Source organism: Mesorhizobium sp. WSM3862, from assembly GCF_002294985.1.
GTDB lineage: Bacteria > Pseudomonadota > Alphaproteobacteria > Rhizobiales > Rhizobiaceae > Mesorhizobium.
In genome coordinates this window covers 478,401-490,913 of the sequence record NZ_NSGE01000003.1, presented here as the reverse complement: position 1 = coordinate 490,913, position 12,513 = coordinate 478,401, and the positions used below count along the sequence as shown (strand labels likewise).

General features: G+C 65.4%; 17 protein-coding genes. 9 read left to right on the top strand and 8 right to left on the bottom strand.

The features are described from left to right. The first annotated feature begins 31 nt into the window (after positions 1 to 31). The 3 genes from CK224_RS10815 to CK224_RS10805 all read left to right on the top strand — a co-directional run bounded on the left by CK224_RS10815 (position 32) and on the right by CK224_RS10805 (position 1,402). Complete coding sequence (locus tag CK224_RS10815; RefSeq protein WP_066999040.1) at positions 32 to 256, top strand: F0F1 ATP synthase subunit C; 225 nt, start codon at positions 32 to 34, stop codon at positions 254 to 256. 62 nt (positions 257 to 318) lie between these two features. Next, entirely contained in the window at positions 319 to 900 is a 582-nt protein-coding gene (locus CK224_RS10810; RefSeq protein ID WP_066999038.1) for a F0F1 ATP synthase subunit B, read from the top strand. A 10-nt stretch (positions 901 to 910) separates the two neighbouring features. After that, positions 911 to 1,402, top strand: coding sequence for a F0F1 ATP synthase subunit B (locus CK224_RS10805; protein WP_095781744.1), 492 nt, complete (start codon positions 911 to 913; stop codon positions 1,400 to 1,402). 220 nt (positions 1,403 to 1,622) lie between these two features. Here CK224_RS10805 and CK224_RS10800 read toward each other — a convergent pair whose 3' ends face one another. Both CK224_RS10800 and CK224_RS10795 read right to left on the bottom strand, forming a co-directional pair. Then, positions 1,623 to 2,321, bottom strand: a complete 699-nt coding sequence (locus CK224_RS10800) for a ribonuclease HII (RefSeq protein ID WP_095781743.1) — start codon at positions 2,319 to 2,321, stop codon at positions 1,623 to 1,625. A gap of 253 nt (positions 2,322 to 2,574) precedes the next feature. Further along, complete coding sequence (locus CK224_RS10795; RefSeq protein ID WP_141245809.1) at positions 2,575 to 3,729, bottom strand: PA0069 family radical SAM protein; 1,155 nt, start codon at positions 3,727 to 3,729, stop codon at positions 2,575 to 2,577. Positions 3,730 to 3,877: 148 nt separating this feature from the next. Here CK224_RS10795 and CK224_RS10790 point away from each other — a divergent pair, with 148 nt between their 5' ends. Together CK224_RS10790 and CK224_RS10785 are read left to right on the top strand one after the other, a co-directional pair. Then, positions 3,878 to 4,381 (top strand): glycosyltransferase, encoded by a 504-nt coding sequence (locus tag CK224_RS10790; RefSeq protein WP_095781741.1) that lies wholly within the window; start codon positions 3,878 to 3,880, stop codon positions 4,379 to 4,381. Between the two features lie 193 nt (positions 4,382 to 4,574). Continuing rightward, positions 4,575 to 5,549 carry a hypothetical protein gene (locus tag CK224_RS10785; RefSeq protein ID WP_095781740.1) on the top strand — a complete coding sequence of 325 codons (975 nt, stop codon included), beginning with the start codon at positions 4,575 to 4,577 and terminating at the stop codon, positions 5,547 to 5,549. 14 nt (positions 5,550 to 5,563) lie between these two features. Here CK224_RS10785 and moaB read toward each other — a convergent pair whose 3' ends face one another. The 6 genes from moaB to CK224_RS10755 form a co-directional block, all read right to left on the bottom strand. Then, positions 5,564 to 6,112 (bottom strand): molybdenum cofactor biosynthesis protein B, encoded by a 549-nt coding sequence (gene moaB / locus CK224_RS10780; RefSeq protein WP_095781739.1) that lies wholly within the window; start codon positions 6,110 to 6,112, stop codon positions 5,564 to 5,566. Then, on the bottom strand, positions 6,112 to 6,993 hold the full coding sequence (locus CK224_RS10775) for a 4-(cytidine 5'-diphospho)-2-C-methyl-D-erythritol kinase (protein WP_095776218.1): 882 nt from the start codon (positions 6,991 to 6,993) through the stop codon (positions 6,112 to 6,114). The genes moaB and CK224_RS10775 overlap by 1 nt, the downstream gene beginning before the upstream one ends. A gap of 26 nt (positions 6,994 to 7,019) precedes the next feature. Then, entirely contained in the window at positions 7,020 to 7,205 is a 186-nt protein-coding gene (locus CK224_RS10770; protein ID WP_066999017.1) for a hypothetical protein, read from the bottom strand. An 83-nt stretch (positions 7,206 to 7,288) separates the two neighbouring features. Further along, the gene (locus CK224_RS10765; RefSeq protein WP_066999014.1) at positions 7,289 to 8,146 is read right to left on the bottom strand and encodes a S49 family peptidase; all 858 of its coding nucleotides are present in this window, start codon (positions 8,144 to 8,146) and stop codon (positions 7,289 to 7,291) included. 108 nt (positions 8,147 to 8,254) lie between these two features. Continuing rightward, positions 8,255 to 9,049: a methyltransferase gene (locus CK224_RS10760; RefSeq protein ID WP_176477906.1), complete on the bottom strand. Its 795-nt coding sequence runs from the start codon at positions 9,047 to 9,049 to the stop codon at positions 8,255 to 8,257. Beyond that, positions 9,049 to 9,273 (bottom strand): DUF2007 domain-containing protein, encoded by a 225-nt coding sequence (locus CK224_RS10755; RefSeq protein WP_066999078.1) that lies wholly within the window; start codon positions 9,271 to 9,273, stop codon positions 9,049 to 9,051. The genes CK224_RS10760 and CK224_RS10755 overlap by 1 nt, the downstream gene beginning before the upstream one ends. A 162-nt stretch (positions 9,274 to 9,435) precedes the next feature. Between CK224_RS10755 and CK224_RS10750 the strand changes: the two genes are divergently transcribed. The 4 genes from CK224_RS10750 (at position 9,436) to CK224_RS10735 (ending at position 12,456) form a co-directional block, all read left to right on the top strand. After that, positions 9,436 to 10,449, top strand: a complete 1,014-nt coding sequence (locus CK224_RS10750; RefSeq protein ID WP_095781969.1) for a polyprenyl synthetase family protein — start codon at positions 9,436 to 9,438, stop codon at positions 10,447 to 10,449. Positions 10,450 to 10,556: 107 nt separating this feature from the next. Further along, on the top strand, positions 10,557 to 11,222 hold the full coding sequence (locus CK224_RS10745; RefSeq protein WP_066999005.1) for a GntR family transcriptional regulator: 666 nt from the start codon (positions 10,557 to 10,559) through the stop codon (positions 11,220 to 11,222). A gap of 212 nt (positions 11,223 to 11,434) precedes the next feature. Next, a complete protein-coding gene (locus CK224_RS10740; protein WP_095776217.1) occupies positions 11,435 to 12,043 on the top strand; it encodes a biotin transporter BioY in 609 nt (202 codons plus the stop codon). Beyond that, positions 12,040 to 12,456, top strand: a complete 417-nt coding sequence (locus CK224_RS10735) for a DUF1284 domain-containing protein (protein ID WP_066999000.1) — start codon at positions 12,040 to 12,042, stop codon at positions 12,454 to 12,456. The genes CK224_RS10740 and CK224_RS10735 overlap by 4 nt, the downstream gene beginning before the upstream one ends. Positions 12,457 to 12,513 lie beyond the last annotated feature (57 nt).

Below are 12,513 nucleotides of genomic sequence, written 5' to 3'. Positions count from 1 at the left end.
CAACGATTACGAAAACCACAGGAGTTTTGAAATGGACGCAACTGCAGCAGCTGCTATCGGCGCTGGTATCGCCTGCATCGGCATGGGCGGCGCCGGCATCGGCCTCGGCAACATCTTCGGCAGCTATCTCTCGGGTGCGCTCCGCAACCCGTCGGCTGCTGACGGCCAGTTCGGCCGCCTGATCTTCGGCTTCGCCGTGACCGAAGCGCTGGGCATCTTCTCGCTCCTCATCGCGCTGCTGCTGGTCTTCAGGTAAGAACCACGCGCTGACGAAAGGGGCCGCATGGTGCGGCCCCGCCGTATGGACAGGGGAATGAGATGTTCGTGACATCTGCCTTTGCGCAAGAATCCGCGCCGGCCACGGCCGAGGGCGATACGCATGCGGGCACCGCCGTGCCTGCCGAGGAGCATGGCACGTTCCCGCCGTTCAATGCCGAGACCTTCCCGTCGCAGATCCTGTGGCTCGTCATCACCTTCGGGCTCTTCTATCTGTTCCTGAAGCGGGTTGTGATGCCGCGCATCGGCGGTATCATCGATGTCCGCAACGATCGCATCACCCAGGATCTCGACCACGCCGCCAGGCTGAAGGGCGAGGCGGACGCTGCCGTTGCCGCCTATGAGCAGGAATTGGCGGAAGCCAAGGCCAACGCCAACAAGATCGGCCAGCAGGCGAGCGACGCCGCCAAGAGCGAAGCCGAAAGCACGCGCAAGAAGCTCGAGGCGGAACTCGAGAAGAAGCTCGGCGAAGCCGAGGCGAGCATCGCCTCGATCAAGGCCAAGGCGATGAAGGAAGTCGGCACGATCGCCGAGGACACCACGTCGGCCATCGTCGAGGCGCTGGTCGGCGGCAAGACCGACAAGGCCGAGATTTCGGCCGCGGTCAAATCCGCGACCCGGTGAGGAGGCCATCATGGACGCCACATCACTTGCCACGCTCTGGGCCACCATTGCCCTGATCATCTTCCTCGGCGCCGTCATCTATCTGAAGGTGCCGGGCGTGCTCGCAAAGTCGCTCGATTCCCGCGCGGCCAAGATCAGCAGCGAACTCGAGGAAGCGCGCCGCCTGCGCGAAGAGGCCCAGCAGCTGCTCGGCCAATACCAGCAGAAGCGCAAGGAAGCCGAGAAGGAGGCCGCCGACATCGTCGCCGCCGCCAAGCGCGAGGCCGAGCTCCTTGCTTCCGAGGCGCATAAGAAGACCGAGGACTACGTCGCCCGGCGCACGGCGCTTGCCGAGCAGAAGATCAGCCAGGCCGAACGCGAAGCGATCGGCGAGGTGCGTGCCAGCGCCGTCGACATCGCCGTCGAGGCCGCCCGTGCGCTGCTCGCCGCCAAGGTCGACGCCAAGGCCGGCGCCGATTTGTTCAAGTCGGCGCTGCAGGACGTGAAGGCCAAGCTGAACTGAGCGGCTCTGCCGTTGCTGACATGAAGCCGCCTGGGCAACCCGGCGGCTTTTTTGTTTTGGGCGCGAATAATCTCCCCTCTTGAGGGGGAGATGTCGCCGAAGGCGACAGAGGGGGTCGTTGCGCGTAGAGCTCGACCCCTTGTGCGACCAAAGAGGGCGTCGGTGCTTCACGCGCGACGACCCCCTCCGCCTGCCGGCCATTTCCCCCTCAAGGAGGAGATTAATCTATTCCCTCGAAGCTCTCTTCCGCTTCCGCCAGCTCGACGCCGCCCAACCGGAACGGCGCGAACGACGCCCGGTGCAGTCGCGCCACCGGGCCGTGCGCCTCGATCGCGGTCCGGTGGCGGACCGTCGCGTAGCCCATATGCATTTCGAAGCCGTAATGCTCATGATGGCCGCCGCAGCCGCACATCATGCGGTCGCGCATCACCTTGGCGACGATCGAGGCGGCGGCGATAGATTGCGAGCGCTGGTCGCCCTTGATCAGCGCGCGTCCCTCGCAGGTGAGCCCTGGCGGCACGTCGCGGCCGTCCGCCAGCGCCAGTTTGGGCGGCAGCGACAGTCCGGCGGCGGCGCGGCGCATTGCTTCCAGGCTGGCTTTCAGAATGTTGCTGTTGTCGATGCCTTCGGCGCTGATCGAGGCCATCGAGACGCTGAGCGCCGAGCCCAGGATTTTGAGGAACAGCGCCTCGCGCTGCAGATGGGTGAGGCGCTTGGAATCGTCGAGCCCTTCGGGAATGTTGGCCGGGTTGAGCACCACGGCCGCCGCCACCACCGGACCGGCAAGCGGCCCGCGGCCCGCCTCGTCCATCCCCGCTACCGGCCACAGCCCCTCGGCCATCGCTTTCGTTTCAATCGAGAAGTCGGGCTTCTCGACCATTTCGAAGAGAAGCGGAGAATCGGAACGCGCGCGAGCCATGGTGCGGCGAGGTTCGCATCGGCTCCGATTCTCCGCAAGTCCCTCCGGGTCGGATGGGGCGTCGGACCGGGAGGGCACCGTCTCACGGCCGGGGGACTGGGCCGGACGGGATTCTTGAGCAATTTTAGGAAGAGTGCGTAGCGGGCCTTCCGTACGAAGTTACATCAAAACAGAGGGTTAGCGGATCGCAATCCGGGCGCAAAACTCTGCCTCCCGAGTTGCCTTGGCGCCGGCCTTCGCGGCGGCATCGTCTTCACAGCAGCATCAACTGCTCGCCGACGCCGGAGCCTGCGACGAATTGGTCGGTCCGAAGCTGCCGCCGCTCGGCATTGAGTCCGAGCCGCTTGGCGGCGATCTCGAAGCGCCGGCCGATCTGCCAGGCATAGGGTCCGGCGCCCTTCATGCGCTTGCCCCATTCCGAATCGTAGTCCTTGCCGTCGCGCATCGAGCGGATCAGCGACATCACATGCCGGTAGCGCTCCGGATAATGGCGCAAGAGCCAGTCCTTGAAGATCGGCGCCACCTCGAGCGGCAGACGCAGCACGACATAGCCTGCCTCCCTGGCGCCGGCGGCACGCGCCGAATCGAGGATGCGCTCCATCTCGGGATCGGTGAGGCCGGGAATGATCGGCGCCACCATCACCGAGGCGGGGACGCCGGCATCCGAAAGCTGCCTTATCGCTTCCAGCCGCTTTGTCGGCGTCGAGGCGCGCGGCTCCATGGTTCTCGCCAGCATGCGGTCGAGCGTCGTCACCGACAGCGCCACCTTGGCGAGGCCGCGTTCGGCCATGCGCGACAGGATATCGATATCGCGCGTCACCAGTGCCGACTTGGTGACGATGCCGACCGGATGGCCGCGCGCCTCCAGCACCTCCAGGATCTCGCGCATGATGCGGTATTGCTTTTCGATCGGCTGATAGGGATCGGTGTTGGTGCCGATGGCGATGGTGCGCGGCTGGTAGCCGGGCTTCGACAATTCCCTGTCCAGCATTCGCGCCGCATCCGGCTTGGCAAAGAGCTTGGATTCGAAATCGAGCCCCGGCGACAGGCCCATGAAGGAATGCGTCGGCCTGGCAAAGCAGTAGACGCAGCCATGCTCGCAGCCGCGATAGGGATTGATCGAACGATCGAAGGAAATGTCCGGCGACTCGTTGCGCGTGATGATGGTGCGCGGCTTCTCGACCTGCACCTCCGTCTTGAACGGCGGCAGTTCCTCCAGCGAGTTCCAGCCATCGTCGAACACATGCCGGCTGACCGGCTCGAAGCGGCCGGACGGATTGATGCCCGCGGAGCGTCCGCGATTGCGGTCCGGCCGCACGCGCATGCCGCTCTGTTCTATCATTGCATTTGCCATCTCGGCTCTGCCTGCTCCGAAAGCGGCAATGTCGGCGCGCACGATCTGTTCCATTTTCGCCCTCTCCCAGGGACTGTCGGCAGGCTGTCGAATCGCTCTGTTCATGAAACTATTCCTATTTTGCCAATGAGAACAAAGCAAGAACTTTTTCGTTCAGAACGCGCAACTGGCGCAGCGCCGCGCTTTCCGCTATTCGGCTAAAATGCTCAGCGTCCTCATCGAAACCAGGAACGACGAAGAAGGCCTTGCCCGCACGCTGGCCTCGCTGATCGGCGGCGCGGTCGAGGGCGTGGTGCGCGACGTCATCGTCTGCGACACCGGCTCGACCGACCAGACGCATCGCGTCGCCGAGCATGCCGGCTGCCACCTCGTCGCCGGCGGCATCGCAACGGGCATCGGCCAGGCCAAGGGCGACTGGCTGCTGCTTCTGGAACCCGGCGCCCGGCTCGCCGAAGGCTGGATCGACGACGTCGTCGCTCACGCGGCGAGGCAGACGATGCCGGCGCGTTTTTCACGCGCCCGCGGCAATCGCATGCCGTTTCTGGTCCGGGTTTTTTCGGGCAACCGGGCTCTGGAGGAGGGGCTTGTCATCAGCAAGCGCCAGGCCGCGGCGCTGGCGAAAAGCGCCCGCAGCGCCGAAGCCCTGGCGCGCGGCCTCGCCACCAGACGGCTGAATGCCGAAATCTGGGTGGCGCCGCCGAAGTGAGCGCACGCCCTCCTTCTCTCGAGCAGGCGAAAAGAGAGAAAAGGCCGCGAACTTTGCCGGCCCATTCTATTGTGCATTGCACAAAAACCTGCAGTGGATTAGCATCTGCTTGAAGCGGGACAATCGGGATTGGGTGACGATGAAGCGGCAGACGGCTGGCGCTTCGTCGGACGCCATGTAAACGAGGAACCCGATGAAGCTTGGTACTCCAGACAATTCAGGCGCGGCCAGCCTCGAGGCGATCGCCCGCAATGGCAGCCTCTTCAGGCGCATCGCCGTGCGCATCCCGACCTATCTGAAAGATCTACGCGAAAATCCGGCTTGGCTGCCGATGTTCGTGCTGGCGCGCACCATGCCGGGGCGCCGCATGCACTGGCTCGGCGCCAGACGCGTCCGCCCGCTCGACAATGCGGGAGAGACGATGTTTGCCGGAGTCGATCGCGAGGCGGTGGTCGCGGCGCTTCGCTCCGATGGACTGTTTTCGGGGTTGACGCTGCCGCCGGCGATCCATGAGGAGATCGCCGTTTTTGCGCAACGCACGCCCTGTTTCGGCAATTTCGACCGCCGTCTCGAATTCATGCCGGGCGACCATGCCGAGGCGGAGAAGCGTTTCGGCCGCTCGCAGCTCAGCGGGCATTATTTCGAACGCATCCTCGATTGCCCGGCGGCGCTTGCCATCCAGCGGGATCCGCTGCTCCTCGAGGTCGCGCAGCACTATCTCGGCGGCCAGGCGAAACTGATCACGACGCGCGTGTGGTGGAGCTTTCCGACCGGCAAGGCCTCGGATGCCGACAAGAATCTCGCCTCGCTCGGCAAATACCATTTCGATCTCGACGATTGGCGGATGCTGAAATTCTTCTTCTATCTGGTGCCGGTCGACGCCGGCACCGGCCCGCATGTCTATGTCCGCGGCAGCCACAGGCGCCGCGCGCTCAAGCACCAGCTCACGCTTCTGGTCGGCCACCCCGCGGAAGACGTGCTGGACGTCTACGGTCCGGAAAGCCCTGTGACGCTGACGGGCGAGGCGGGCCTCGGCTTCGTCGAGGATCCGTTCGGCTTCCATATGGGAACGGTGCCGACGCATACGCCGCGGCTGATGATGGAAATCGGCTTCGGCGTCTCGCGGCCGTCGCGCCGCCGCTTCCACGGCGAGCCGGTCATCCGCTGAGCCGGACGGGGCCGCTACTCCAGCTTGCCGCCGCGCCTGAGGTGCTCGTCCAGCCGCGGCATGATCTCGACGAAGTTGCAGGGCATGTGCCGGTAGTCGAGCTGCGCCTTGATGATGCCGTCCCAAGCATCCTTGCACGCGCCGGGCGAGCCCGGCAGCACGAAGATAAAGGTGGCGTTGACGACGCCGCCGGTCGCCCGGCTCTGGATCGTCGATGTGCCGATCTTGTCATAGGAAATCCGGTGGAAGACTTCCGAAAAGCCGTCCATGCGCTTTTCGAAAATCGGCTCCAGCGCGTCCGGCGTGACGTCTCGCCCCGTGAAGCCGGTGCCGCCCGTGGTGATGACGACGTCCACCGTTTCATCCTTCGACCAGGCGAGCACTTTTTCGCGGATCTTCTCGCGGTCGTCGGTCACGATGTCGCGAGTGGCCAATACATGACCAGCCTCTGCGATGCGGTCGGCCAATATCTGCCCCGATTTGTCCTCGGCTAGGCTGCGCGTGTCGGAAACGGTCAGCACCGCGATGCGCACCGGGATGAAGGGGCGGCTTTCGTTGGTCATCAGTCGGTCTCCATGCTGCGCGTCGCGGCCACGAACCAGCCCGGATGGCGGCGGCGGATGTCGATCGCCGCGCGCTTGGCGACATTGCCGGTCTCGAACAGGCCGAAGCAGGTAGCGCCGGAGCCCGACATGCGGGCAAAGGCGGCTCCCGCTTTTTTCAGCGCCTTGAGCGCATCTCCGATCGCCGGTTGGATGGCGCGAGCGGCAGGTTCGAGATCGTTCCGCGTCGTGTCGAGCCAATTGCGCATGCCGTGAAAATCGAGGCGGCCGGGCAGCGGCGGCAATGCCTCATTGTCAGGTTTGGAAAGCGCTTTGAACACTTCGGGTGTCGAAACGGCCACGCCCGGGTTGACCAGGATGAGCGCCAGCGCCGGAAACTCCGTCAGCGGCGACACTTCATCGCCAATGCCGCGCGCAATGAGCGGCCTTGCCTTGAGGCACATCGGCAGATCGGCGCCGAGCGTCAGCCCGATCCGCGCCAGCCCCGCCTCCCCGATGTCGAGCTTCCAGAGGCGCGAAAGGCCGTTGAGCGCCGCCGCCGCGTCGCTCGAGCCGCCGCCGACGCCGGAAGCGACCGGCAGGTTCTTCTCCAGCCGGATGGCGACTGGTGGCGTCTGTTGCGCGCCGGCTTCCCGCCGCAACGCGTCGCGCGCTTTGAGTACCAGATTGTCGCCATCGATTGGCACGCCGGCGGCGAAGGGGCCAGACACCGAAAACGCATCGTCTTGGGCCAGCTCGATCTCGAGCCGGTCGCCAAAGCGCGTGAACACGGCAAGGCTGTCGAGTAGGTGATAACCGTCGGCGCGCCGTCCGGTGACGTGCAGCGCGAGGTTGATCTTGGCAGGCGCAAGCCATGTCCGGGACTTGGCCTCGGCCTCCAGAATGTCGGCTGCTGGCGAGATGGTGTTCAGTCCTTAGCCAGACGGTACTCGCCGGTCTTCGGATCCTTGACCAGCGTTCCCATCGTGCCGTTGGCCGCCTGCTTCTCGGTGCGCCGGATCTTGGCCGTCACGCGCTCGGCCTCGCGTACGAAAGCGCGATAACCGAAATAGGCGGCGGCGCCGACGACAACGAAGAAAATGATCTGCGGCATCTCACAACTCCTCCCGCGTTCTCGCGGCAAGGCCGGCCGGATGGGTCGGTCAAGCGGCCATGCTAGACGCAATCATGGCTTTTTCAAAGCCCGAAGCGCGCCCACAGCGCGCGCTCTTCCGCCGCATCGATGACGCCGCTGGCCGCGGCCGCGGCGATGTCCGGCGCCGAAAAACGCGATCCGAACAAGCCGAAACGGCCGAAAAGCCCGCGCGGCGCGGTGATCAGCCTGAGCTGCGTCTTTTCGCCGAAACGGGTCTTGAGCACGCTGCGCATGTCGCCCAGCGCATCGACGAGGCCGAGCTCGAGACCCTTTTTGGCGGTCCAGAACAGTCCGGTGAACAGATCCGGGTCGTCCTTGAGCTTGGTGCCGCGCCGTTCCTTGACGAGATCGATGAAGGTCTCGTGCACTTCGAGCTGCAAGGCTTTCAGCCGCTCGACGTCTTCCCTCTTTTCCGGCTTGAAAGGGTCGAGCACGGCCTTGTTCTGGCCCGCGGTGTGGACGCGCCGCTCGATGCCGATCTTCTTCATCAGCTCCGGGAAGCCGAAGGAGGCGGAGACGACGCCGATCGAGCCAACGATCGAGGAAGGGTCGGCGAATATCTCGTCACCGGCGATTGCGATCATGTAGCCGCCGGAGGCCGCCACATCCTCGACGAAGACGAGCACTCGTCTGTCCTTCTCTGCCGCCAGGTCGCGGATGCGCTTGAAGATCAGCCGCGACTGCACCGGCGAGCCGCCCGGCGAGTTGATCGAAATCGCAACCGCCGGCGCGTCGAAGCCGAACGCCTTCTCGATGAGCCCGGCCGTCGAGGCGAGCGACAGGCTTGGCCGGAACTGGCCGCCGCCGGGCATGATCGTGCCATGCAGCCGGATGACCGGAATGGTGACGACTGTCGAGCGCCAGGATTTCGGCAGCAGGCGGTTGAAGAAGCGTTTCACGAAAGCTTGTCTCCACAAGAGATGCTAGAGCAAGGTCAGACCTCATCCTTGCTCCCGGGCATGTAGGAATTCGCCGCGCAACGGCAATGCCGCATCGCCGGCCTCTGATCAATCGCCGAACAGCGACGCGAGCCCGTTGTTGATCATTTCGGTCCGCTCGGTCGGCTCGTTGCCGGATGCGCCGTGCAAGGTGAGCGGAGGCCGGATCGACAGTTTTCCGCGCGCGCCGAGCACCGCCCTGACGACGATGCGGATCGCCGCCGCGTCTGGGCGCGGGTGCACGCAGAGCATCTCGGCATCGCCGAAGCGGCCTTCCATCGCATCCAGGATGGCGACAAGCTGCTCCGGCCGCGCAATCGCCGCCAGTCCGCCGCGCGGCTTGACGACGGCGGCCGCACTTCTGATCCAGCGCTCGAACAGGCCGTCCTCCGTCACATGCGCTTCTCTGCGCAGCGTGTCCGGCGTGGCGCGATCTTGTGCCGCGTTGAAGGGCGGGTTCATGACGACGAAGTCGAACGAATTGTCGGCAAGTCCGGCTCCGTGCCGTGCCCGTCCCGCAAGCGTGACGTCGGCCTTAAGCACCGAGGCGCGGTCGCCGAGATGCGCGTTGCCGGGATGGGCAAGCGTGGCGGCGGCAAAGGCCGCCATCTCCGCGGAACGCTCGACCAGAACCGCGTGTGCCAAAGGGCAGCGCGACAGCACGGCGAGCGTCGCCGCACCGGCGCCCGCGCCGAAATCGGCGAGCCGGCCGGAAAAGCCGGACGGGACGGCAGCAGCCAGCATCATGGCGTCCATGCCGGCACGGTGGCCTTGTCGCGGCTGCACCAGCCAGAAGCGCCCGCGATGGAAGGCGTCGACCGTGTGGGCCGGCGTGTCCGGGACGAGGGCGGCTGATGCTGCCATTATTGCCGGCGGATCTCGTTCTCGATGCCGGCATCCTTCAGGATGCGCCGCGCGGCATCGGCTTTCTCGGCATCGACCATGACGCGCCTGGGCAGGATGCCGATCGATCCGTCGAGCACGCTCATGTTCTGGTCGGCGACGAAGCAGGCGATGCCGGCGTCGCGCATAAGCGATTCGACGAAGGAGATGAGGACGGCGTCGTTGGTGCGGACAAGCTCGATCATGGAATGAAAATCGCAGGTTGCGGCGCTCATGTAAACGCCGGGGCCGCCCAGCGCCAGCCAAACCGCGCCAATTCGCCTCTTGCCGTGCGCGGTTGTGCCGACCTAGAGTCCCACCGGGACCAGGGTGTTGTCGGGCGCGTCAATGAGACGGGAGTGATCGTGGTGGGTGTCGTTCTGAATATCGAAGGCAAGCGGGAACCTGCTTCCATCCAGGATCTCATCGACCTGACGGCAGCCGACATGGGACGGGTCAACGAGCTGATCCTGTCGAAGGCCGGCTCCGACGTCGAGATGATCCCGGAGGTCGCCAACCACCTGATCTCGTCCGGCGGCAAGCGGCTGCGGCCGATGCTGACGCTCGCCGCCGCCCAGATGTTCGGCTATGCGGGCGAGGGGGACGTCAAGCTCGCCACCGCAGTCGAATTCATGCACACCGCGACGCTGCTCCACGATGACGTCGTCGACGAGAGCGCGCTTCGCCGCGGCAAGAAGACGGCGCGCATGATCTGGGGCAACCAGGCGAGCGTGCTGGTCGGCGACTTCCTGCTCGGCCAGGCTTTTCGCATGATGGTCGAAGTCGGCTCGCTGGAGGCTCTCGACATCCTGTCGAGCGCCGCCTCCATCATCGCCGAGGGCGAGGTGATGCAGCTTGCGGCTGCCAAGAATCTGGAGACCACCGAGGACGAGCACTTCGCCGTCATCAAGGCCAAGACCGCCGCCCTGTTCTCGGCCGCCGCCGAGGTCGGTCCGGTGATCGCGCTCGCTTCCCGCACCGACCGGGCGGCGCTGCGCTCCTATGGCATGAATCTCGGCCTTGCCTTCCAGCTGATAGACGACGCGCTGGACTATGGCGGCTCCAGCAAGGACCTCGGCAAGAATGTCGGCGACGATTTCCGCGAGGGCAAGGTGACGCTGCCGGTGATCCTCGCCTATCGGCGGGGCACCAAGGCCGAGCGCACTTTCTGGAAGCGCGCCATCGAGGAAAATGCCGCCGACGATGCCGGGCTCGAAAAGGCGATCGGTCTGATGACCCGCCATGGCGCCATCGCCGATACGATCGGTCGCGCCCGTCACTTCGGCGAGATCGCCCGCGACGCGCTCGCGCCGCTGGAGGCGACGCCGCAGAAATCGGCGCTGATCGACGTCATCGATTTCTGCATCAGCCGCGTCAACTGAGCGCCTGTCGGTTCTCCTTGGCATCGCCTGGCGTCCGCCGGGCGGGCGCATGTGATTCCGCTCTGGCCGTCTCGACAAACGGCAGCTCAGCAAATTATCTATAAAACATGGCCACCACAGAGGACACGATCGCCGTCCGCATCAGCAAGGAACTGGCGGACCGCATCATTTCGGGCGTTATCGAGCCCGGATCGCGGCTGCGCCAGGACCATGTCGCCGAGGAATTCGGCACCAGCCACGTGCCGGTGCGCGAGGCCTTCCGCCGCCTCGAGGCGCAAGGTCTGGCGATCAGCGAGCCGCGCCGCGGCGTGCGTGTGGCCGCTTTCGACCTCGGCGAGGTCAGGGAAGTGGCCGAGATGCGCGCCGCGCTCGAAGTGCTGGCGCTGCGCCACGCCGCGCCGCATCTGACGCCGGCGATCCTCGACCGCGCCGAGGAGGCGACCAAGGCGGGCGACAAATCCCGCGATGTCCGCTCCTGGGAGGAGGCCAATCGCACCTTCCACCGCTTGATCTTGACGCCCTGCAACATGCCGCGCCTGCTTTCCACCATCGACGACCTGCATGCCGCAAGCGCGCGTTTCCTGTTCGCCGCCTGGCGCTCCGAATGGGAGACCCGCACCGATCAGGATCACCGGGCGATCCTGAGCGCGCTGAGGCAAGGCAACACGGAATCGGCCGCCGCCACGCTCGGCCGGCATGTGCAATGGATCGGCCAAAAACCGGTCAAGACCGCTTCCGGCAGGACTCGCGACGCCTTCGCCATCGTCGGCTAACGCGAGAACACAGACACAGCTGCCTTTCTGCGCTCCGTAGCAGTCAAATGTCGGTTTGGGTGCCCCAATGCCCGGTGAATGGCTGAGCCTCATTGCTCCTGCGATCTGCCTCCGCAAGGCAGCGCTTGCCATCTCCGCAAAAATGTGGATTCGATAATAGATCGATTGCAGGAATTATCTATAATTTCAACTCAACCAGGGACCACCTCACCGTGACAAACATCGCCGTTTCGACCCGCCAGTCTTCCTTCAGCCCGCTCCAACTGCACAGCCGCTCCGTTGCCTGGCAGTTCGGCGCCGTCGTCCTCGGCTCGCTGTTCCTGGCGCTGTCGTCCTACATCGAGGTGCCGATGGTGCCGGTTCCGGTGACCATGCAGACCTTCGCGGTGACGCTGGTCGGTGCGCTCTATGGCTGGCGCTTCGGCGCGCTGACCATCACGGCCTGGCTTGTCGAGGGTGCCGCCGGCTTCCCGGTTCTGGCCGGCGGTGCGGCCGGCGTGCAGCATTTTATGGGCCCGACCGGCGGCTATCTCTTCTCCTTCCCGATCGTCGGTGCGATCGTCGGCTGGCTGGCCGAGCGCGGCTGGAACGGCAATCGGGTGATGCTTGCCTTCGCCGCCATGCTCATCGGCAATCTTCTGTGCCTGGTTCTCGGCACGGCCTGGCTTGCCGCCATGATCGGCGCCGAGAAGGCCATCACCTTCGGCTTCCTGCCCTTCATTGTCGGCGGCCTCCTGAAGTCGGCGCTGGGCGCCGCAACGCTGAAGCTCTTTTCCACCTATCGGGCCGAACCGCGCGACCGCTCGTCAAAGACGCAATGACCGTCAGGCTGCGCGCCCATCATCTGCTCTGCCTGCTGACCTATGTCGGCAAAGGCTACTCGCCCGCCTTCACCGCCAATTACGACAAGGTGGTGAAGCGGCTGGGCGACGGCGAGGCGGTCCTGATCGTGTCGGGGCCGGACGACATCTGCACCCCGATGCTGGTCGAGCCCGAGCCGCACTGCCTGGGCGAAGGCGCCGCCGAGCGCGACGGGCTCGCGGCGCGCGACGTCGGCGCTCTCCTCGGCCGGTCCGTCCAGGCCGGCGACCGGCTCGTGTTGGATGCCTCTAGCCTGGCGCCGATGCGCAAGGCGTTTTCCTCCGGCCTGACGCGTCAGGCGTGCTCGGGCTGCGAATGGTCCAACCTGTGCAGCGCGGTTGCCCTCAGCGGATTCCAAGATACGCGTCTTTAGGCGGCGCTGTCTGCGGCTTCCCGCGCCGGATTTTTTTGGACGCACGCCGTATTTTTT